Annotated in this window: 13 protein-coding genes; 4 read left to right on the forward strand and 9 right to left on the reverse strand. The window is 67.5% G+C overall.

What is annotated here, in order from left to right:
- Positions 1-88: 88 nt before the first annotated feature.
- A complete protein-coding gene (gene rhlB, locus ACYX7E_RS15165; RefSeq protein ID WP_462081429.1) occupies positions 89-1,879 on the reverse strand; it encodes an ATP-dependent RNA helicase RhlB in 1,791 nt (596 codons plus the stop codon).
- 212 nt (positions 1,880-2,091) lie between these two features.
- Between rhlB and trxA the strand changes: the two genes are divergently transcribed.
- Positions 2,092-2,418 carry a thioredoxin gene (gene trxA / locus ACYX7E_RS15170; protein ID WP_462081430.1) on the forward strand — a complete coding sequence of 109 codons (327 nt, stop codon included), beginning with the start codon at positions 2,092-2,094 and terminating at the stop codon, positions 2,416-2,418.
- A gap of 316 nt (positions 2,419-2,734) precedes the next feature.
- A complete protein-coding gene (gene rho, locus ACYX7E_RS15175) occupies positions 2,735-4,558 on the forward strand; it encodes a transcription termination factor Rho (protein WP_462081431.1) in 1,824 nt (607 codons plus the stop codon).
- 188 nt (positions 4,559-4,746) lie between these two features.
- On the opposite strand, the gene ACYX7E_RS15180 is transcribed toward rho, so the two are convergent.
- Positions 4,747-6,387, reverse strand: coding sequence for a zinc-binding metallopeptidase family protein (locus ACYX7E_RS15180; protein ID WP_462081441.1), 1,641 nt, complete (start codon positions 6,385-6,387; stop codon positions 4,747-4,749).
- Between the two features lie 141 nt (positions 6,388-6,528).
- Entirely contained in the window at positions 6,529-9,048 is a 2,520-nt protein-coding gene (locus ACYX7E_RS15185; RefSeq protein WP_462081432.1) for an excinuclease ABC subunit UvrA, read from the reverse strand.
- A 247-nt stretch (positions 9,049-9,295) separates the two neighbouring features.
- Here ACYX7E_RS15185 and ACYX7E_RS15190 point away from each other — a divergent pair, with 247 nt between their 5' ends.
- Together ACYX7E_RS15190 and ACYX7E_RS15195 are read left to right on the forward strand one after the other, a co-directional pair.
- Positions 9,296-10,540, forward strand: coding sequence for a putative DNA modification/repair radical SAM protein (locus ACYX7E_RS15190; protein WP_462081433.1), 1,245 nt, complete (start codon positions 9,296-9,298; stop codon positions 10,538-10,540).
- Between the two features lie 10 nt (positions 10,541-10,550).
- Complete coding sequence (locus ACYX7E_RS15195; RefSeq protein ID WP_462081434.1) at positions 10,551-12,008, forward strand: UdgX family uracil-DNA binding protein; 1,458 nt, start codon at positions 10,551-10,553, stop codon at positions 12,006-12,008.
- 57 nt (positions 12,009-12,065) lie between these two features.
- Here ACYX7E_RS15195 and ACYX7E_RS15200 read toward each other — a convergent pair whose 3' ends face one another.
- The 6 genes from ACYX7E_RS15200 to ACYX7E_RS15225 all read right to left on the reverse strand — a co-directional run bounded on the left by ACYX7E_RS15200 (position 12,066) and on the right by ACYX7E_RS15225 (position 22,166).
- Positions 12,066-13,253 (reverse strand): serine hydrolase domain-containing protein, encoded by a 1,188-nt coding sequence (locus tag ACYX7E_RS15200; protein ID WP_462081435.1) that lies wholly within the window; start codon positions 13,251-13,253, stop codon positions 12,066-12,068.
- Positions 13,254-13,487: 234 nt separating this feature from the next.
- Entirely contained in the window at positions 13,488-16,157 is a 2,670-nt protein-coding gene (locus tag ACYX7E_RS15205; RefSeq protein WP_462081436.1) for a TonB-dependent receptor plug domain-containing protein, read from the reverse strand.
- A 549-nt stretch (positions 16,158-16,706) separates the two neighbouring features.
- Positions 16,707-17,171, reverse strand: a complete 465-nt coding sequence (locus ACYX7E_RS15210; protein WP_462081442.1) for an energy transducer TonB — start codon at positions 17,169-17,171, stop codon at positions 16,707-16,709.
- Positions 17,172-17,659: 488 nt separating this feature from the next.
- Positions 17,660-18,532, reverse strand: a complete 873-nt coding sequence (locus ACYX7E_RS15215) for an energy transducer TonB (RefSeq protein ID WP_462081437.1) — start codon at positions 18,530-18,532, stop codon at positions 17,660-17,662.
- An 87-nt stretch (positions 18,533-18,619) separates the two neighbouring features.
- Positions 18,620-21,901, reverse strand: a complete 3,282-nt coding sequence (locus ACYX7E_RS15220) for an ankyrin repeat domain-containing protein (RefSeq protein ID WP_462081438.1) — start codon at positions 21,899-21,901, stop codon at positions 18,620-18,622.
- Positions 21,894-22,166: a YcgL domain-containing protein gene (locus ACYX7E_RS15225; protein WP_462081443.1), complete on the reverse strand. Its 273-nt coding sequence runs from the start codon at positions 22,164-22,166 to the stop codon at positions 21,894-21,896. Before ACYX7E_RS15225 ends, ACYX7E_RS15220 begins: the two co-directional genes overlap by 8 nt.
- Positions 22,167-22,881 lie beyond the last annotated feature (715 nt).

The following is a 22,881-nucleotide window of genomic DNA, read 5'->3' on the forward strand; positions in this document are numbered from 1 at the left end:
TGGCGCGCGTCGCCAGCAGCGCACTTACCAAGCGCGCGGCCCGCGCGAAGCGATACGAATCCGCGCGAACCGCAAGCCGATGTCCGACTCAGTGCTGGTCGCTGTGCGCCCGCGTCACCAGCTTGCGCAGCTTCTGGCCGATCCGCGACAGCAGGCCCGGCTGGGCATTGGCGTTGCCCGCTGCCGCCTCAGTGGCACGTCCGCCTGCAGAGGCCGGCTTCACCGGCTTGATCTCGCGCGGCACGCGCGGACCGTCCTGCGGCTGGCGCGCCGAAGCCTCGCCATTGCCTGCCGATGCCTCAGACCCCGTCTCGACACCGTCGACACGCTGGCCGCGACGACGGCGACGGCGCTTGCGCGGCGGCCGCGATTCGTCGGGCATGGCCGCAGCCACGGCACCGGCCGCATCGATGACCGGCTTGACGGCCTCGACGGCCGCTTCCACGGCCACCGCGTCGGCAGCCGCCACCGCGGTCTCGGGGCGCGGCGCGCGCGGCTTGCGCGGACCACGTGCGTCGCCGGCGGCGGCGCGCGGGCCGGCACTGCGGCCACCCGCACTGCGTCCACCCTTGCTGGTGATGCCGCGACGGGCATCGTCGGCAGCCCGCTGCTCGCGGGCTTCCTTGAAGATCTCGCCAATGCTGTCGCCGTCATCGTCGTCGTCCGCGCCCTGCGGCAGGTCGGCGCGCGGCTGGCGCGGCAGCGGGACCAGCAGTTCGCGGGTCACCTGCTCGGACGGGATCTTCTGCTCGATGTAGGCCTCGATGTCGGGCAGCGACATCGCGTAACGCTCGCAGGCGAAGCTGATCGCGTCGCCTTCGGCACCCAGGCGCGCGGTGCGGCCGATGCGGTGGACGTAGTCCTCGGCATCGAACGGCAGGTCGTAGTTGTAGACGTGGCTGACGCCGTCGATGTGCAGGCCGCGCGCGGCGACGTCGGTCGCCACCAGCAGTTCGAGCTGGCCGGCCTGGAATTTCTTCAGCAGGCTTTCGCGCTTCTTCTGCGGCACGTCGCCCGACAGCACGCCGACGCGATAGCCGGCCTTCTCGAGTGCGCGCGCCACCCGCTCCACGAACGCCTTGGTGTTGACGAACACCATCGTCCGCGCGCCTTCGCTGCGCGACAGCAGGCCGATCAGCAGGGCCAGCTTCTCGTCGTCGGCCGGGTAGTAGATCTTCTGGCGCACGCGCGCGGCGGTGATCGTCTCGGTCTCGACGACGATCTTCTCCGGCTCGTTCATGTGTTCGTAGGCGAGCTCGAGCACGCGGTGGCTGAGCGTTGCCGAGAACAGCAGGGTCTGGCGCTCGGTGCGCACCGGCATGCGGCGCAGCAGGAAGCGCAGGTCCTTGATGAAGCCGAGGTCGAACATGCGGTCGGCCTCGTCCATCACGCAGACCTCGCAGGCGTGCAGGCTGACCACCTTGTGCTGCTTGACGTAATCGATCAGCCGCCCGGGGGTGGCGATGATGACGTCGGCACCGGCCTGCAGCAGCTGGCGCTGCTTGTCGTAGTCGACGCCGCCGTAGACCAGCGCGAACTTCAGGCCCAGCTCGGACGAGAACTTCATCGCGTCCTTGTGGATCTGGATCGCCAGTTCACGCGTCGGCGCCAGGATCAGCGCGCGCGGATCCTCGGGTTTGCGTTCGGCCAGCGCGGGGCGCGACAGCAGCCGGTTGATGACCGTGACCAGGAAGGCCAGGGTCTTGCCGGTGCCGGTCTGGGCCTGTCCGGCAACGTCGCCACCGGCCAGCGTGATCGGCAGGGTCAACGCCTGGATCGGCGTACAGCGGGTGAAACCCGCGGACTCGAGACCGCCCAGCAGGGCCGGTTGCAGCTCGAAGGTCGAGAAGGTGATATCGGTAAGAGGCTTGTCGCTCATGCGTGATTAGTGTTCTGTGCGGCGGTGCGCTTGCGTGGAAGGCGCCCGCGTCGCAGACTGCCTGGGAGCAGATGGCCGGGTCGTATATCGACGGATCCGGCGTGGACCTGCTGGGTCGCGCGGGCCTTGAAACGGACCGCGAATCACCCCAGTTTAGCACCCAGCCGCGGCCGATCCGCCGCCGCCGCCCCCCTCAGCCCCAGGAGCCCCCCGTGAGCCAACACGTCATCCATGCCACCGATTCCGATTTCGACGCCGCCGTGCTGCAGTCGTCGGAGCCGGTGCTGGTCGATTTCTGGGCCCCTTGGTGCGGTCCCTGCAAGATGATCGCCCCGGCGCTGGACGAGCTGGCCCAGACCTATGCCGGTCGTGCCAAGGTCGTGAAGATCGACGTCGACCAGAACCAGGCCACCGCCCGCAAGTACAACGTGCGCTCGATCCCCATGCTGCTGCTGTTCAAGAACGGCCAGGTCGAAGGCACCCAGATCGGCGCGGTCGGCAAGGCCCAGCTGTCGCAGATGATCGACAAGGCGCTCTGAGCGCCGGGCACATCCACCCGGACCGACAGGCGCGCCGGCCCACCCGCCGCGCCTTTCGCGGGTTGCAGTTCCCCCTGTTCTGTTCCGCGTTCATCGCGCCAACTAGGCGCGATGATGACGTCGGCATGGCCCTGGCGCGCACCTAATGCGCGTCCGATACCGGCGCCATCCGCTCGATAATCCTTGCCGGCAGCGGACGGCAATGCTAAGTTTCGGACATCCGGCGAGGAATCCACGCGCCGCACCCATCTGAAAGGCTCCCTTTCCAACCCTACCCGCCCATCTCCGGGCGCTCGCAGCGAGCGAGGACTCTCACTTGTCAGACAACACCCCCGATTCCGGCGCCCCCGCCGGCGATTCCGCCGTGAAACCCGTCCGGAAGCCACGCGTGGCCAAGGTCGCGAAAAAGGCGACCGAACCCAAATCCAGTGGCGACGCAGCACCCGCAGCCTCCACCCCCTCTCCCCGCCAGGCCGACCTGATCCCGTCAGCCCCGGCTCCCGCTTCGGCGCCGCAGGCTCCGTCACAGCAGGCTCCGTCGCAGCAGGGCAATGCCCCGGCACCGCAGGCTTCTTCGGGCGGCGCAGCTGAACAACAGGGCGGTTCGGGTTCAGGCAACGCAGCGCGCGCCCAGCAGAACCAGCAAAACCAGCAGGGCGGAGAAGGCGGAGAAGGCGGCGATCGCCAGCAGGGCGGCAATCCGCAGAACAACCAGAACAACGCGAATGGCGCCAACAACAATCGCCGCGACCGCTTCCGCAACCGGCGCGACCGCCAGCGCGAGCGTTACCAGGACGGCCTTCCGCGCGAAGACGGCGGCAACGGCAACGAGCAGGTCCCGCGCCTGCCGCCCCCGAACATCCCCGAAGGCTTCCCGCAGTATTCGCTGGGCGACCTCAAGCGCATGCCGGCGCACAAGCTGCTCGACATCGCCGACCAGCTGAGCATCCAGGAAGGCGTTGCCCGCGCCCGCAAGCAGGACGTGATCTTCGCGCTGCTGAAGGTGCTGACGCGTCATGGCGAAGGCGTGGCCGCCGATGGCGTGCTGGAACTGCTGCCCGACGGCTTCGGCTTCCTGCGCGGCGCCGAGGCCAGCTACCTGGCCGGCCCCGACGACGTCTACATCTCGCCCAGCCAGATCCGCCGCTTCAACCTGCGCACCGGCGACCACCTGGCCGGCCGCATCCGCTGGCCCAAGGACGGCGAGCGCTACTTCGCGCTGGCCGTGCTCGACACCATCAACGGCGAGCCGCTGGAAGCCAGCAAGGGCAAGGTGCTGTTCGAGAACCTGACCCCGCTGTTCCCACGCAAGCGCTTCAAGCTCGAGCGTGGCGATGGTTCGACCGAAGACATCACCGGCCGCATCCTCGACCTGATGGCTCCGCAGGGCAAGGGCCAGCGCGCGCTGATCGTGTCGCCGCCCAAGGCGGGCAAGACGATGATGATGCAGCAGATCGCCACCGCGATCACGCACAACCATCCCGACGTGCACATGATCGTGCTGTTGATCGATGAACGTCCGGAAGAAGTCACCGAGATGCAGCGCACGGTGCGCGGCGAAGTGATCTCGTCGACGTTCGACGAGCCCGCGGCGCGTCACGTGCAGGTGGCCGAAATGGTCATCGAACGCGCCAAGCGCCTGGTCGAGCACAAGAAGGATGTGGTCATCCTGCTCGACTCGATCACCCGCCTGGCCCGCGCCTACAACAACGTCGTCCCGAGCTCCGGCAAGGTGCTGACCGGTGGCGTCGACGCCAATGCGATGCATCGCCCGAAGCGTTTCTTCGGCGCCGCGCGCAACGTCGAGGAAGGCGGCAGCCTGACCATCATCGCCACCGCCCTGGTCGATACCGGCAGCGCGATGGACAAGGTCATCTATGAAGAGTTCAAGGGTACCGGCAACTCGGAAATCCATCTGGACCGTCGCATCACCGAGAAGCGCGTCTACCCGGCGATCAACGTCAACCAGTCCGGCACCCGCCGCGAGGATTACCTGATCGAGCCCGAGCTGCTGCAGAAGATCTGGATCCTGCGCAAGCTGCTGCACCCGATGGACGAGATCGCAGCAATGGAATTCCTGCTCGACAAGATGAAGACGACGAAGTCCAACGACGAGTTCTTCACCTCGATGAAGCGCTGAGTCCACCATACCGGGACTTGCGCTACGAAGGCCCCCGCCGTCATGGCGGGGGCTTTTTCATTTCCAACACGTCCCGGCAACAGCTGCGGTCGGGGCATCCGATGCAGGCATTCCGGTTGGGCTTTGCCGGCTGCGTGCACTGGGCGGCCCGCAGTTCGATGCGGGGGCTGTGCCGATAGATGTCGTGGTCAGTCCCCTGCTTCGAAGAAGGCCAGCGCGCCGCGGTACATCCACCACAGGTCCACTTTGGAGGAAATGTCGTAGGTGTTGTGGATCGACAGCACCGGCACGCCGACGTCGATGACGTCCATGTTGCGGCGGGACAGCTCGCCGCCGAGGGTGCCGCCGCCGGCACTGCCCACCTTGTAGGTGGCGGTCTGCCAGCGGATGCCCGCATCATCCAGCGCACGACGTACCCAGGCCGCGTATTCGGGCGTGGCGTTGTTGCCCTGCCCGTAGACCTTGATGTTGACGCCGTGACCGCTGCGCGGCGCGTTCTGGCTTTCCCAGGCCGAGGGCCAGGTCGGATTGATGCCATCGTTCATGTCGATCGACAGCACCCGACTCGCGCGCAGCGCACGCTTGAGCGCCGGCTCGCGATAAGCCTGGCCCTGTTGCTGGTAGATCAGGTCCGCGATCAAGTCCTCAAGGAAATCGGACATGGCGCCGGTGTTGTTGCGGTTGCCCACCTCTTCGTTGTCGGCCAGAAGCACGAAGGTCGTGCGCGCCGGACGCTTGACGTCGAACAGCGCCTTGACGGCCGCATAGCCGCCCAGGCGATCGTCCTGCCCATACATGGCCATCAGCGCACGATCGAAGCCCACGTCGCGCGGCGGCGAAGCAGGCACCAGCGCCAGGTCGGCGGACACGAAGTCGTCCATACCCACGCCATAGGTGCTGCGCAGATAGTCGGTGATCTGTGCGCGCACGCCTTCGTCCGCGCTCTTGGGCAGGCTTCCCACGATCGGATCGAGTTCCTCGGCCTTGAGCACTTCGCGGTTCTTGCGCTCGCGCAGGTCGGCATCCACGTGCGGCGACAGCCCCGCGATCATGAACACCGGTTCGTCGGGTTCGAGCCCGACCGACAGATCGACGTGGCTGCCGTTCTTGCGCGCGATCCGTCCGACCAATGCCAGCGGCGTATTGCCCCACTGGTAATTGAGGATGCCGCCGTGGAAGCTGGTCTGGAACAGCGCGAAGCCTTCCGCCTCGTACAGCGGCCGCGCCTTGACGTCCAGATGCGGCGAATCGATATGGGCTGCGGCCACCCGCACGCCCTCGGCCGCCGGCCGCTCGCCGACCACGAACAGCGCCAGCGACCTGTCGCGGTTGTTGACGTACCAGCGACTGCCGGGCGACAGCGCGGCGCCCGGCGTCCACGCGCGGAAACCGGCGGCGCGGGCGCGCCGTTCGGACTCCCGCACCGTGGTGATCTCGGTGCGGGACACGTGCATGAAGGCCTTGTAGTCCTCGGCCAGGTCGAAGATGCGCTTGCGCTGCCCGGCGTCGAACTCGAGCCAGCTGGAAGGGCACTGCGCCTCCTCGCATCGCGGCGTGGCCGGCGCCGGCGCCGAGGCCATCGCCACCGGCAGGGCCAGCAGAGCACCAAGCATCGGAAGCGCGCGGCAACTCATGGCACTCCCCGCAACTGCATTTGTATCTTGTGTAACGATGACCGCATCCTTTGTATCTCCATGATTGCCCCGGAATTCGCATCCATTCCACCTGGATGGATGGACCGCGCCGAGCATCCGATCCTGGCACGACAATCGGTCGTGGACGGGTGGGCCGGCTTCGAAGCGATAGAGCGTCTTATGAATGCCGAGCATTCGCAAGCCTCGTCTCCGTACCAAGCCACCACGTCCGTCTCCAACCGAATAATTGCGCGCGGGACAACGGTCGGCACCCGCGTCAAGCAACACGCCTTCCGATCTCTCCACGGCCAAGTGGATCGTGATTCGCGATCGGCGTCAGGCCGACGCCAGCTCCGCACGCAGGAACGGCGCGGTACGGCTGCCCCTGGCACGCGCCACCTTGTCCGGGCTGCCTTGGGCGACGACTCGTCCGCCTTCGTGCCCCGCCCCTGGCCCCATGTCGATGATCCAGTCGCTGCCGGCAGCCACGCGCATGTCGTGCTCGACCACCACCACGCTGTTGCCCGCATCCACCAGGCCGTGCAATTGCCGCAGCAGGGTGTCCACGTCGGAGGGGTGCAGGCCGGTCGTGGGCTCGTCCAGCACGTAGACGGTGTCGCGGCGCTGCGCGCGTTGCAGTTCGGTGGCCAGCTTGATGCGCTGCGCCTCGCCGCCCGACAGTTCGGTCGCGGGCTGGCCCAGGCGCAGGTAGCCCAGGCCGACCTCGATCAACACCTGCAGCGGGCGCAGCACGGCGGCATCCCCAGCAAAGAAGTCCGCCGCCTGTGTCACCGTCATCTTCAACACCTGGGCGATGTTGTGCCCGCGCAGTTCGATCTCCAGCGTCTTCGCGTTGTAGCGCGCACCGTGGCAGGTCGGGCACGGTGCATAGACGCTGGGCATGAACAGCAGTTCCACGCTCACGGAGCCCTCGCCCTCGCAGGTATCGCAGCGCCCCTTGGCGACGTTGAACGAGAAGCGGCCGGCATCGAAGCGTCGCTTCTTCGCCGCAGGCGTCTCGGCGAAACGCTTGCGCACATGGTCGAACAGGCCGGTGTAGGTCGCCAGGTTGGAACGTGGCGTGCGCCCGATCGGCTTCTGGTCGACCCGCACCAGCCGCCGCACATGTTCCAGGCCCGCGACGATATGCCCGCCCGTCGGCACCTCGGCACCGCGCTCCAGTGGATCGACGTCCTCGTCGCCCTCGTCACGCGCATGCCCCAGGTGATCGGACAGCAGTTCCACCAGTGCCTGGCTGATCAGCGACGACTTGCCCGACCCGCTGACGCCGGTCACGGTGGTGAACACGCCCAGTGGAATGTCCACATCCAGGTCTTCGACGTTGTTGCGGGTGATGCCGCGCAACTGCAACAACGCCGTCGGCGTGCGCGCGCGACTGCGCATGCTGGCCTGGCTGCCGGACAGGTAGCGGCGCGTCACCGACGCCGCGACCCGGTCCAGGCCCGCCGGCACGCCGCTGTACAGCACCTGCCCGCCCTGCTCTCCCGCCGCCGGACCGACATCGACGATCCAGTCGGCATGACGGATGACGTCGATCTCGTGTTCGACGACGAAGATCGAATTGCCCGCCGCCTTCAGCTGGTCCAGCGCCCGCAGCAACGCCTGCGCATCGGCCGGATGCAGGCCAGCCGAGGGCTCGTCCATCACGTAGACCACGCCGAACAGCTGCGAGCGGATCTGCGTGGCCAGGCGCAGGCGCTGCAGTTCACCCGGCGACAACGTCGGCGTGCTGCGTTCCAGCGTCAGGTAGCCCAGGCCGAGATCCTGCAGAATGGCGATACGCGCCAGCAGGTCTTCGGCGATGCGCTGCGCGGCAATGGCCTGCTCGGGGTGACCGTCGCCGCGATGCGCATGACCCTTGGCGGCGGGCGCCAGCAAGCCCGCGACTTCCGCCAGCGGGCGCTGCGACAACTCGCCGATATCCAGCCCCGCGAACGTCACCGACAGGGCTTCGCGGCGCAAGCGCTTGCCGTCGCAGGTGGGGCACGGCGTGCTGAGCAGGTACTGCGCCGCGCGCTTCTTCTGCAGCGGGCTCTGCGTGGTCGCGAAGGTATGCAGCACATGGCGCCGCGCACTGGTGAAGGTGCCCATGTAGCTCGGCTCGGTCTTGCGCTTCAGCGCGCTCCTGACCTCGGCCAGGTCGAAGCCTGCATACACCGGCACCACCGGCTGCTCGTCGGTGAACAGGATCCAGTCGCGCGTCTTCTTCGGCAGCTTCGACCACGGCACATCGACGTCGATACCCAGCGTGGTCAGGATGTCGCGCTGGTTCTGCCCGTGCCAGGCGCCCGGCCAGGCCGCCACCGCGCGCTCACGGATGGTCAGCGAGCGGTCCGGTACCATCGAGGCCTCGGTGGCGTCGTAGATGCGGCCCAGGCCATGACAGGTCGGACAGGCCCCGGCCGGTGTGTTCGGCGAGAAGCCATCGGCATGGATGATGCCCTGGCCCTTGGGGTAGTCGCCGGCACGCGAATACAGCATGCGCAGCGAGTTGGAGATCGTGGTTACGCTGCCGACCGACGAGCGCGTGGTCGGCGCACCGCGCTGCTGCTGCAGTGCCACGGCCGGTGGCAGGCCTTCGATCGCATCCACTTCCGGCACGCCGGCCTGGTCGATCAACCGCCGCGCATAGGGCGAAATCGAATCCAGATAGCGCCGTTGCGCCTCGGCGAACAGCGTCCCGAAGGCCAGCGACGATTTGCCCGAACCGGACACGCCGGTGAACACCACCAGCGCATCGCGCGGAATGTCGACGTCGACATCCTTCAGATTGTGCTCACGCGCGCCACGGACGCGGACGAAACCCGAGGCGGGCGTTTTTTCGGACAAGACCATGCAAGGTGGCTCGGGAACGGAAGCCGCCATTATCGGTGCAGCGGGCGCGTGCGCGGAATGATGGCGCGTTCAGGCTTGAGACAGCGCTCCGCCCTGGCAGCCGCACGCGTGCAGTGTCCGGCCACGCGCGACGCTAGGCTTGCCAGTCAGAACAGCTGGCCAATCCATGGACGGATGAATAGGGATCATCTGCAAGCCATCCTCTCCAGTCTCACATCCTGAGACTGCGCCTGCGTAGTTTCGGCGGGTGAAAATCCTCGACAAGCTCGCCGTCCTCGCCGACGCCGCCAAGTACGATGCCTCCTGTGCGTCCAGCGGTGCCGACAAACGCACGTCCGCCGCGACCGGTGGCATCGGCAGCACCGAGGGCATGGGGATCTGCCATTCGTACACGCCGGATGGGCGTTGCGTCTCGCTGCTGAAGATCCTGCTGACCAACTTCTGCATCTTCGATTGCGTCTACTGTGTCAATCGCGTGTCCAGCAACGTGCGGCGCGCGCGTTTCACGCCGCAGGAGGTCGTGCAGCTGACGCTCGACTTCTACAAGCGCAACTACATCGAAGGGCTGTTCCTGTCCAGCGGCATCATCCGCGACAGCGACTACACGATGGAACAACTGGTCGAGGTCGCGCGCTCGTTGCGCGAGGACCACAATTTCTCCGGTTACATCCACCTGAAGACGATTCCGGACGCGACACCCGAGCTGATGGCCGCGGCAGGTCGCTACGCGGACCGCCTGAGCATCAATGTCGAGCTTCCGACCGAGGGTGGCCTGCACGAACTGGCACCGGAAAAGAGCCAGCCACGCATCCGCGCCGCGATGGGCGACCTGCGCTGGCGGATCGAGGAGGGCAAGGAGGCACGCAAGGCCGCGCGCGGCATGCGGGCCAAGCCGCCGCGGTTCGCGCCCGCCGGGCAGAGCACGCAGATGATCATCGGTGCCGACGATGCCGACGACCGCGCCGTGCTGACCACGACCGAGAACCTGTACGGCAATTACCGGTTGCGCCGCGTCTACTACTCGGCCTTCAGTCCGATCCCGGATGCATCATCACGACTGCCGCTGCTGGCACCACCGCTGCAGCGCGAGAACCGGCTCTACCAGGCCGACTGGCTGCTGCGCTTCTATGGCTTTGCCGTCGACGAGATCGTCCCCGCGGGCACGGGCGGCATGCTCGACCTCGATGTCGATCCCAAGCTCGCGTGGGCGCTGCGTAATCCGGCCCAGTTTCCCGTCGACGTCAACACCGCGCCCCGCGAAATGCTGTTGCGCGTCCCCGGCATGGGGACACGCAATGTCGCCCGCATCGTGCAGTCGCGGCGACATGGCGGGTTACGGGTGGCGGACCTGCAACGCCTGCGCTTCCCGATGAAGAAGGTGCTGCCCTTCGTCAGCCTGCTCGACCACCATCCGCGTGCGCGGCTCGACGATCCCGCGAGGCTTCGTGCGCAGCTGGCACCGCGCCCGCGCCAGGCCGGCCTGTTCGACTGAGCGGCCCGGCATGTACACGATGCAACTTGAGCCATCCTGGGACGCAGGCGCCTGGCGGACGCTGGCACGATCGGCCCTGTGCGCCGGCATTCCGCCGGACGCGATCTCCTGGAACGCGCAAGCACAGGGAGGCCTGTCCTTCGGGGATTCCGGACAGCCCCTGACGCCGCTGCGTGCGGCACCGCGCGTCCCGGCGGAATTCCTGTCCCTGGCGGAAGCCGTGCTGTGCCATCGCGACCCGCATCGGCACGGCCTGCTCTACCGGCTGCTGTGGCGCATCGGCGAGGGCGAGCGCCACCTGCTCGAACGCGCCGCCGATCCCGACGTCCATCGGGCCCGCGATCTCGAGAAGAGCGTGCGCCGCGACAGCCATAAGATGAAGGCCTTCGTGCGCTTCCGCGAGATCGCGGGCGAGCAGGATGCGTTCGTGGCCTGGTTCGAGCCTGAGCATTACATCGTCGACCGCGTGGCGCCGTTCTTCGCGCGACGTTTCACCGGCATGCGCTGGGCGATCCTGACGCCGTATCGCAGCGCGCGCTGGGATGGCGACGCCCTGGCCTTCGGCGAGGGCGGCCATCGCCACGATGCGCCCGCCGACGATGCGCAGGAAGCGCTGTGGCGCACCTATTACACCAACATCTTCAATCCCGCCCGGCTCAACCCGCGGATGATGCGCCAGGAGATGCCGCAGAAATACTGGAAACTGCTGCCGGAAGCGCAATTGTTGCCCGATCTCATCCGAGATGCCGGCGCGCGCGTGCAGGAGATGGCCGAGCGCGTGCCCGAGGCACCACGCAGGAAGATTCCCGCGATGTCCGCAGCTCCGGCGCCAGACCTGCCGGCTGTCGGCGCCCCCGGTTTGCCGGCGTTGAAGCACGCGATCGCCCGATGTCGACGCTGCCCGTTATGGCAGCCCGCCACCCAGGCGGTCGCAGGCGAAGGTCCGGAACATGCGCGCGTCATGATCGTGGGCGAGCAACCCGGCGACGAGGAAGACCTGACGGGTCGTCCATTCGTCGGGTCGGCCGGCAAGCTGTTCATGCGCGCGCTGGAGACGCTCGACATCGACCGCAGCAAGCTCTTCATCACCAATGCGGTCAAGCATTTCCGCTTCGAACAGCGCGGCAAGCGGCGCCTGCACCGGAATCCGGAGGCCCGGCACGTGGAAGCGTGCCATGCCTGGCTGGAGCAGGAGATCGCTGCGGTGCGTCCCGATGCCATCGTCTGCCTCGGGGCCACTGCCGCGCGCGCCGTGTTCGGGACCACGTTCCGCCTGACCCGGCAGCGCGGGCAATGGCACACGCTCGCGGATGGCTTGCGTGCCTTCGCGACCTATCACCCTTCCGCCGTACTGCGCCAGCGCGATGGCACCAGTGAAGCGTCCTACGCGCTGTTCGAACGGGACCTGTCGCTGTTGCAGGAATTCGCGTTCCTGCGGAGAGGGGCAGCCGAGGCGGCGGCGTCCTGAACGGTCGCGAACGGCACCCTGGTCCACGCTGACGGCATGCACGCACGGTCTGTCGCGTCAGCGCTCTTCGCGCAGCGCGCTGTCGAGGAACAGCCGACTCCAGTCGGTGGGCGGCGGACGCTCGTCCAGGTATTCGTCGAAGACGCGCAGGATCATTGCGAACGGCAGTGTCGACGGAATGCGATTGACGTTCGCATAGACCGCGATACCTTCCTCCGGCAACAGCGCAACCCCTGCACGGAAACCTTCGATGGTGCCGCTATGCCAGAGCATCTTCCTGCCCCGGTACTGGGTGACGTACCAGCCAAGCCCATAGGCGAACGCGTGCATGCCGGCCAGTGTCTGCACCTCGCCAGGGAACTGCGTGACATCGCGGAGCGGAAAGCGAAGCGGTGTCTGTGGCATGTGCATCTGCTGGAACACATCCGCCTTGATCAGGCGCTTGCCGTCGATGGCGCCATCGCCGAGCTGGAAGCGCAGCCACTGCGCCATGTCGACGGCATTGGAGTTGATGCCGCCGGACGGTACCGCGACCGCATCGGGGTAGTCCCAGGCGATGGCGACCGGCGCCTTGTCGATGTGGCCCACGTGAGGCACGGCCGCGTTGCGGTCCGCGCGCGTCACGGTGACGTCGGCATTGGTCCGGGTCATGCCCAGCGGTGACCAGATGCGATCGCGCGCGAAGTCCGGCCAGCGCTGACCGGAGACCGCCGAGACCACCAGGCCGGATGCGGTCATCATGTTGTTGCTGTAGACGAAGTCGGCGCGAAACTCCGCGCGCGGCCGCAGCCAACGTCCGCGTTCGAGCAGGTCACGGGCATCCCGCGACACGGGGCGCAACTTGTTCTCGTCGTCGATGCTGGTCCCCACGCGATGCGCCAGGAGGTCGCGGACCGTCACCTGTTGCGTGACCCAAGGGTCATAGAGCTCCAGCCACGGAAGGTAGAGCTTGACGCGGTCTTCCCAAGCGATGCTGCCATCGCTGATCAGCATCGCGACTGCCGCGGAGGCGAAGGCCTTGCTGGTCGATCCGAGCGCGAACATGGTGCGCGCGTCGACCTTCAGCGGACGGCCGATCTCGCGCACGCCATAGCCCTTGGCCAGCACAACCCGATCGCGTTTGACCACCGCCAACGTCATGCCGGGGGTCTGCCAATCCTTCAACGCCTGTTCGGCGTATACATCCAGGCGCGCTTCCGCAGCGGCATCCGCATTGACGGCCTGCGTCTGCGCGACAGCGAGCAATGGAAGCAGGCAAAGCCCCAGGCATGCGACCGCATGCCTGTGCCATGGCACAGGTCGCCCGCTACGGCCGCCCATCGATCGGGGCGCTCTCGCGCGCGGAACGCAACGCTGCATGGATCACATGCCCTGTCTGTAGAGACGCAACAGCGTACCCGGCCGGTCATGCGCGCGCATCGCGTGAACGCCCGCCTACCGCGCATGCCGTCCGGGCATGCCGTCGTCAACCGATCGCGATCAGAACTTCTTGCGGTAGGTCAGGCTGACGAACTGCCCGACCTGGTCGACGTGCGAGTAATCGCTATAGATGCCGCGATGCACCCAGCCGACATAGCGCGGCGGATCCTGGTCGAACACGTTGGTGACATTCAGCGACAGTGTCGTGCCGGACAGGAAGCCATTGCCGCCAGCGGTACCGTCGTTGAAGTCGTAGATCACGGTCAGGTCGCTGGTGATGTACGGATCGATCACCTGGTCGTTGTTGTAGTTGTTGATCAGCTTGCCGTAGTAATTGGTGCCCAGCGTGGTGGTCCATGCACCGAACTGGTTGCTGACCTGGAACTTGCCGCGGTACTTGGGGATGCCGTCATACAGCAGGTTGCCCAAGGCATCCTGGGGGCCGTCGCCGTCGATCTGGTCGTACTCGAACTTGGTGGTGAAGGTGTTGTACAGCGCGAAGTCCCACTGCCCGAAACTCTCCGTCGCCAGCTTGTAGTTGAAGTTGATGTCGACGCCGGCGACATCGCGGGTGGCAGCATTGACCGGGCGGTTGATCACGCGGATCACGCGACCAACCGGAGCGCCGGAGTACTGGTCTCCAGGCGTCGGCGTGTCGGCGCGGACGATGACGCCGGGGGAGACGCCATCGAGAATGTTCTGCACCGACGGCCAGATGAAGGCATCACGCTGCGCCAGCTGGAACGCATCGACCGAGATCGTGAACCCGTCGAACCAGCTCGGGCTGTAGACCATGCCAAGGTTGTAGTACTTGCCGGTGGTCGGCTGCAGGTCCGGATTGCCACCGCTCATGGTGTCCATGTTGTAGTACAGCGGGTCGCCATTGGTGTCGACGATCGCCGGATCGAAATACGGATCGGTATTGACGTCGCCGGTGTCCTGCAGGTCGCCCACGGCAGGCGCGAAGAAGCTCTTGCTGTAGGACGCGCGGAACATCAGCGAGCCGTCCGCGAAGGGCTCCCAGCGCAGCGTGGCACGCGGCACCGAGGCACTGCCGAAATCGCTGAACCTCTCGTGGCGGCCGGCCAGGCCCAGCTCGAGGCCACGCGCCAACGGGATGTTGGTTTCGACGAACACCGCCTTGACCTCGCGGTCACCGCCGGAGCTGAAGTCGTTGAGGAACGTCAGGGCGCCGGAGTCGGCGAAGGTGCTCAGCGACTCGTCGAGCACGGAACGATAGCCGAGCTTGCGGACTTCGAAACCTGCCGCGGCCTGCACCTGACCGGCCGCAAACTCGAACGGCGAGAAGCGGACGAGACCGGTCAACGAACGGGTGTAGTTCTCGAAGCGGCGCTCGAAATGACCACGCGCGGGATCGAGCTGGGCGGCCGTCACGGCCGCGTTGCCGAACAGGTTCAGGGCACCAGCGTCGGTACGGGCCAGCTGGCGGGCGATGCCGGCCTTGCTGAGTCCGTTGTGGCCCTGGATGTCGGTGATCTTGTAGTCGGAGTACGCGACTTCGTAATCGAAGCTGTCGAAGCTGCCGCGCGCGCCGACGGTGATCATCGTCGTCGAGATATCGGACGTCATCGTCTCGAGCGGGCGCTCGCGGCGACCATCGGCCGTGCCGTAGTCGAGCAGGTAATTGACCTGCACGTCTTCGCCGAACGGGTTCCAGTAGTTGGTCGCCGGCACCAGGTAGTTCAGGTAGGTACCGCGGTGATCGATATAATCAAGATTGACCTGCTTGTGCATCAGGTCGACGAACAGCTCAAGGCGGTCGTCGACCAGGTTGTAGCGGCCGTTGCCGTAGAAGGTCGCCGCTTCCTTGCCGTTCTGCAGGTTGTTGGGCTGGCGCTTTTCCAGCGGCAGGAAGTACGGCGCGACATAGTCGGACGCGGCGCTGCCGGTCTGGCCGTTGCCGAACGACGGGTTCAACATCACCTGGTCGCCGCTCTGCAGCGTGACCAGGCCCGGGTTGAGGCGATTGGCGCGCTGGTCGGGACCGCCCCACGGGCGCTGGTCGTCGGACCGGCCCAGCGGATGCTCCAGGCTGACGATGCTGTTGTGCTTCTCGACCTGGCCGGACATCAGGAAGCTGCCGCGATCGGTCTTGATGCCGGTCAGGAACGACGCGTGCGCGCGCATGCCATCGGCGAAATGGGTGGTGTTGCCGTAGCCGGCCTCGACTTCGAAGCCTTCGTAGTTCTGCTTCAGGATCACGTTGACGACGCCGGTGATCGCGTCGGAACCATAGATCGCCGAGGCGCCGTCCTTGACGATTTCGATGCGCTCAACCGCCGTGAACGGCACCTGGTTGAGGTCGGCGCTGGCGATGCGGCGACCGTTGAGCAGGACCAAGGTGTACTGCGAGCCCAAGCCACGCAGGTTGACGCCATTGAGGCCGCCGGCGCCGGCGCGGGTGTCGTTGTCGGCATAGCCGGCGAAGACCGGCTCGGTCCGCAGCGCCTCATAGACGGTCGTGGCGCCGATCTTCTCCAACTGCACCGAGTCGATGACCCGGACCGGCGTCGGCCCCTGCATCGCAGCGGACGTGGGCGCGAGGTGCGAGCCGGTGACGGTGACCGCGTCCAGCGTTTTTTCGACGTCCTTGCCTTCCGTGGACTGCGCATGTGCGGACAGGCTGAGCGCATAGGTCACCGCGATCGCCAGCAGGGCCGGCAAGGGGGCGCGGCGGCGTGCGCCGCCGGAACAGGGGTTCGGAATCATGTCTGGCTGATCACTCTGCTGGTGGTGTTGAGTCGAACAGGACCTGCGGGACAGCCATGGGCATCGGCCATACCGTCAAGCGGTAGAGCGGAGTCTGCGATCCACCGCCAGACAGCGGCATCGTGGAAAACACCCAAAATGCGTCTGGCTGCCGCCGGTCGCGTTTGGGTGTTTTTTCGGTAGCCGCAGAGGGCGCACAAGAGGTGTCAGGACGCAGCGGGGTACGACAGCCCGGCCACCCAGGTCGCTTCCGGTGCCATCGGGCTTCCCCTCAGGTCATGCATGCGGTCCACGCCTCGCACCTGCCGACGCTCCGGCAGCGCGTTCGCGACGTCACGGACGGTAAGTCCATATCGTGCAGACGCGCGAACGGCGACAACGCAGGCGGGCAACGCATGCTGGCGCTGCATCACGCAGCGCGATGAGGCCTCCGCTCAGATCAGCGGCCGGCCTGTGGGCAGCTGGCGAATGGTGGCGTCTGCGCGCGCAGCCGCGCCGACCCACAGGCCTGCCGATCGTGGCAGGCCCCTGACAGGGCTCGGCCCCGCTTCAGCCCGGCAGCGGCGTCAATAACCGGAATCGGCTGTAGAGGGGATAGAGCTCCCCACCGGCAACGGCGTCGGGACTGCCGAGTGCATCCTGGTCGGTGACCCAGGGGACACGCTGGCGTGGCCCGGGCAGATAGCCATGCCAGGTCCCGTAGGGCGTTTCGTACTCGTTCCGCGAGCCGCTCATGGTGAAGTCGACGGGGACGCGCAGCGACCAGTATGGAGCATCTACCAGATCGCCAGTCGTCGGCGGATGGAAGACCCACCTTCGTGCGGCGTCAAGCGCCGCTTCGCCAAGGCTACGACGGACCCGCTCCATGTCGCGCGCCGAACCGACGACGGTCAGGTTGATCTGCTCGGCGACGGCATTCATGACCTTGCCGTCGCGTCCGATCTGGATCACCAGATAGATCGCGCCCTGAGCGCCGGCGCGTAACATATCAGCCGGATACCTCGGTGGCTGCATAGCATCCGATCTGGGCTGGTCGGTGGACGTCTTGTCGATTTCGCCGAACTGCGCACTGGCAATGCTGAGCTCGGTGTTGCCCTCGCCTCTGGGACGGGCAACGATCCGCAGATTCATCCTGGCCCTTGCCAGCACCGGGACACCATCGAGCAGGACGGGCTCGAAGCGCAGTTGCGCGACAGCCTTGTCCACCAGCCCCACGACGCTCGGCGGCAGCATGGCGACCCGATCGAGCGCATGTGCCGAGACGCTGCCGTCACGTTCGATGTCCACCGTGCCGGCCACCAGCATGCTGGCTTCGACCTGCTTGCGCATCTCGCGCGAGGTCTGCGCCTGCACGGGCAGAACAAGCAGGCACAACGACGCCCACAACCAGACCATTGCGACATTCGCTTTCATGCGCAACTCCTTTCCCTGAATGCGGGACGATAGGCGTCCAACGTGCGCTTCGCAAGCCGTCGGCCGCGAAGCACACGAGACCCGGTTCCCTACCCGCCCAGCGGCGTCAACAACTTGAACCGGCTGTGGGCCGGATAGAGGCTGCCGCTTGCGACCGCGTCGGCATCGCCCTGCTGATCTTCTTCGGTGATCCATGGCGCGCGCTGGCGCGGACCCGGGACGTAGCCCTGCCACGTCCCATAGGGCGTTGCGGTGGCCGGCTTGAGCGCATCACCGAGTGTGAAATCCACGGGCACGCGCGCCGACCAGTAGGGCGCATCGACAAACGGACCCGTCGTCGGCGGCTGGAACGTCCAGTCGCGCACGGTGTCCAGCACGACGTTGCTGAAGAGACGACGGAAACGCGCCATCTCCCGCTCCGACCCGATCACGCGCAGGTTGACCTGCTCCACCACCGCATCCATGACCGTGCCATCCCGGCCGATCTTCAACATGACGTAGACCGTTCCCTGGCCGCCCTCCTGCGCCGCATTCAAAGGGAAGCGCGGCGGCTTCATGGTGCCCAGCGTGCGTACGACCTCGGTGGATTCCAGGTCGACTTCGCCGAAATGCGCGCCGCCGATGGCGATCACACCGGTCCCGTCGGCAGCGGGCCTGGCCACGATCCGCAGGCTCATCCGCGCGCGTGCAGGCACCGCCTTGCCATCGACCAGCACAGGCTCGAAACGCAGTTGCGGAACCGCGCGCTGCACCAGGTTGCGTACCTGCACCGGCAGCTTGTCGGCATCGTCGAGCACATGCGCCGAGACGCTGCCGTCAGGTTCGATGTCCACCGAGCCCGCGACCAGCATGCTGGCCTCGGCCTGCTTGCGCACCTCACGCGCGCTCTGCGCGAATGAGGTCTGAGCCAGCAGCAGGCACAGTACGGCGAGCATCCAGCCGATCACTGTGTTCGACTTCATCTTCGCCATCTCCGTCCCCTTCCCTGGATGACACGCCAGCGTAGACGATAGGCCTGGACGCAGGCCGCCGCAAGCTATCCAGCCGCGCTAGCCGCGATCGCGCAGGAACCTCGCCATCGAGACGCCCGGCTGGGCCTGCACCGGCATGAACTCGGCCGCCACATCGATGAACCCGCGCATCACCGCGATGTCGCGCGGCGTGCGGTTGAGGTTGTCGCGCAACTCGGGATCGGCGCCGGCCCGCAGCAGGCGCTGGGCCGTGCGCAGCAGGCCATGCAGGGCGGTCAGGTGCAGCGGGCCGAAGCCGCGCGGATCCTGGGCGTCGAGGGCGACGCGTTCGTCGAGCAGTTGCTCCAGCACGCCGCCAATCACCTCCTCGTCGCAGGCGGTGCCCGGCTCGGCGCGTGCGCCGATCAGCAGCAACAGCGGGGTGACGCCACCGGCTGCCACCGCATCGACATCGGCGCCGGCCAGCAACAGGGTGTCGAACAGGGCCAGCAGGCGCGGACGGTCGCGCGCGGTAAAGCCGTGCAACGCCGCGCAATGCAGCGGGGTCAGGCCCTGCGAGTCGGTGGCATGGACGTTCGCACCGGCCGTCAACAGGCGCGCGCACAGATCGGGCAGGCCGAGCGCGGCGGCCAGCATCAGCACCGTGACGTCGTTCGGCAGCCGCTGTTCGAGGCCGGCGCCGGCCTGCAGCAGGCGCTCGACGATATCGCCCTGGCGCATGCTGACGGCCGCCGACAGCGGCGTCGCCCCGCTATGCGCGGCGTGCTGCGGATCGGCGCCGCGGTCGAGCAGCAGGTCGACTACTGCGCGATGACCGCCGCCCGCGGCACGCAGCAGGGCAGTGCAGCCCTGGTTGTCGATGGTGTCGACGGCAAGTCCGAGATCGAGCAGCCTGCGGACCGCGCCGACATCGCCGGCGGTGGCTGCCAGCGGCACGTCGCTGCTGTTCAGGGGGCGCCCGGGCAATGCCCAACCGCGCCAGTCCAGCCAGTCGGCAAGATCGCGACGACCGCTGGCCAGCGCCACGCCCAGCGGAGTCTGTCCGTCCTGCGCGCGCAGGTCGACCGACGCGCCATGCAGCAACAGGGTCTTCAGCGCCGCTTCGCGACCGAGCGCGGCACACAGGTGCAGCGCGCTCATGCCGTGGGCATCGCGGGCATCGAGATCGCAGCCGTTGCCGATCAGTTGCTCCAGCACGCGGTTCCAGCCCAGGCGCACCACCAGCGGCAATGCCGGGTCGCCCTCGGGCGAGGCCGCAAACGGGTCGGCGCCACGTGCCAGCAGTTCCAGCGCGCAATGCTCCAGCGCACGCCCGGCCTGGTCGCTGCGGACACAGGCCGCGAGGAAGCGCGCCAGGCCGCCGCGGCCACCCGGCGATACGCCATGCCGCAACAGCGACTGGATCGCCGGCAGGCTGGCAGGCACCAGGGACAGAAGCGCGAACAGCGGCGTGTCGCCGGCGTCGTTGCGGACCTCGGTATTGGCGCCACGCGCCATCAGCCAGTCGATATGTTCGGGCGACGCCACGATCTCGGCGTCGAACAGCAGGCCGCCAAGCTCATCGGCATCGAGCAGCTGCGACAACGCGTCGAGATTGCCGTCGCGCCCGCTGCGCAGGCCATCACGCAGCAAGGCCAGCGGCGTCTGGTCGGCGGCGACCGGCGCGCCTTCCTCGTCGACGACCCGCGCCGGCAAGGGATAGGACGGATCCAGCAACGACACCAGCGACCAGCGTCCGGCGCTGGCGGCGTGTTCGATCGCATGGCGACCGGCGTGATCGGCCTGGTCGGGGGGGACGCCGAGTTCGCGCAGGCGCTGCACCAGCGGTGGCGATGGCACCTCGGCCAGGCAGACCAGGGTCAGCGCGTTGCGGCCATCGTTGTCGACGACCCGCGCGTCCGAATGCGCGGCCAGCAAGGTCTCGACTGCGGCCAGGTGGGCGCCACGCGCGCCATCGAGCAGCGGTGTGCGCCCGGCAAGATCGCGCGCATGCACGTCGGCGCCTGCGGCCAGCAGGATCGCGATGATGTCGGCGTGTCCGCGCAGCGCCGCCTCATGCAGGGCGCTGCGGCCCTGGGCGTCGCGCGCGTCGACCCGGGCCTTGTGCTTGAGCAGCAACTGCACGCCGGCGGGATCGTCTTCGTCGGTACCGGCGGCCGACAGCAGCGCCGGCGAGCCCGATGCGATCTCGGCCTTGGCGCCGCGTTCGAGCAGGAAACGCGCCAGTCGCCAGTTGCCGGACGCGCAGGCAACGCCCAGCGGCGTGACGCCATCGTGGTTGCGGGCATCGAGTTCGGCGGCGGCATCGCGCAGCAGTGCGGCGACGCCTGGGTCGGAACTGCGGGCGGCATGATGCAATGGGGTATTGCCATCGCGGTCGACCGCGCGCGGGTCGGCGCCATTGGCCAGCAGCGTCATCACCGCCTCGGGCCGGCCGTGCCAGCTGTCGCGGGTGGCCGCCAGCAACGGGGTCATGCCCGCCTGCGCGGCATTGAGATCGATGCCGCGTCCGATCAGCACGCGCAGCAGGCGCAGGTCCGGCAGCACCGCCGCCAGTACCGGCAGGCTGCGCTGGTCGCGTTCGCCTTCGGCCGGCAGGGCCTGCAGGTCGGCGCCGGCTTCGATCAGGTCCAGGGCGCGATCGACACGACCACTGCGTGCGGCGGCATACAGGGCAACGCCGAGATCGCCGTCCAAGCCTTCTTCGAACGGTGCGGCGGCATCGGCCGCCTGCATCTCGACGACCTGCAACGGCAGCCGCTCGGCCTCGCGCAGCCGTTGCAGCACGCCGTGCGACAGCAACCAGAACAGGGCCGATACGCCGGCGAACACGCCACGGGTGTGGTCGGGCAGCAGGCCAGGCCAGGCCAGCAACAGCACGCAGGCCAGCGCGACGGCGACCGATACGCCCGCTGCCGCGCCGCGCCAGCTGCCGGCATCGCGGTCGGCCAGGGCACGCCAGTGCGCGCCGATGCTGCCGCCTTCACGTTCGAGTCCATGCCATAGCGGCCAGGTCCGCCAGAGGCCGATCAGGCAGACACCGGCGGCGGCACTCAGTGCCAGCGCGGCGCCCAGTCCGCCGGTCTGGCGCAAGGCGGACAGCGGCCAGGCCACCAGCAAGGCGACCAGTAGCAGTGCGCCGCCCCAGGCCAGCAGCAGTGCGACGATGTCGGTTCGCAGCGCCGGCCAGGCCGGCGGCCGAATACCGCGACGCCAACGCGCGGCCAGCGCGAACGCGGGCTGCGCCAGCCAGCCGGCGATCAGTGCGGGGACGACTCCGATGGCGGAGATCGCGGCCAGCACGAGGCCCAGCGCCAGTGCGAGCAACGCAGGCCGGCGGGAAACCGTGGGCTCAGGCATCGGTGCCCCAGTCCTCTGTCATCGGATCCAGGTGCGCGGTCGGCGGGAACTGCAGGTGGAAGCCGCGCGCCTGGAGGTTGGCGCGGACCTCGTCGGTATTGCCGCGTGCCAGCTTGCGGTCAGGCGTCAGCGCGACGTCCAGCACGAACACGAAGGTGCCCAATTGCTCACGCAGCGTGTCCGACAGCGGGGAGAAGTCGTCGCGACGCGCCAGATACAGATAGGTATCGGCTTTGCGCTGGCTTTTGTAGACGTAGGCGTGCATGGACCGCTGGGCTTCGGAATGCATCGAATTGTGCGGTATATCGGCCCAAGGGGGAACGCCGCAGATGAACTGTCCGTCATTCAGGGCTGATTCGCCGCCGCGGGCCATTCATGGCCCGCTCTCCGCAATCCCCGGCCGAGGCGACGCACTGGTGTCGGAGGGCCTGAAGTCTTCGACGGCTCTGACATGCATCAAAACCCGCCGACGCCGCACTCCTGCCGCGTGCGGCAGTGGCGGGTCGGGTGGAGGCTGCGCCGAGCACGCCATGGATGACGTGCGCCCGAGTCAGGGCACGATGCCCTGACCGAGGGAAGAGCAACTGCAGCCCGACCCGTCGCTGCAAGTCCAAGGTCAGCGAATCTGCTTCTCTGCTTTTGAGCTCTGCTCTTCCCTGAGTTGAGGGCAACGGCTTGGGTTCGTCGGCCTCGGAAGCTGCATCGCCACGTCCAGGGCTTGCTGCCCGGCTCGGTCAGCCATCCTTGGCTGACTCGCCGCCGCGGGCCATCCATGGCCCGCTCTCCGCAATCCCCGGCCGAGGCGACGCACTGGCGTCGGAGGGGCCGAGGTCTTCGATGGGATGCATGCGTCGATACCCTGCCGACACCGCAATCCTGACGCTCGCGGCAGTGGCGGGTCGGGCGCAGGTTGCGCCAAGCACGCCATGGATGGCGTGCGCCCGAGTCAGGGCAGGATGCCCTGACCGAGGGAAGAGCAA

This window comes from Luteimonas sp. RIT-PG2_3, assembly GCF_054902115.1.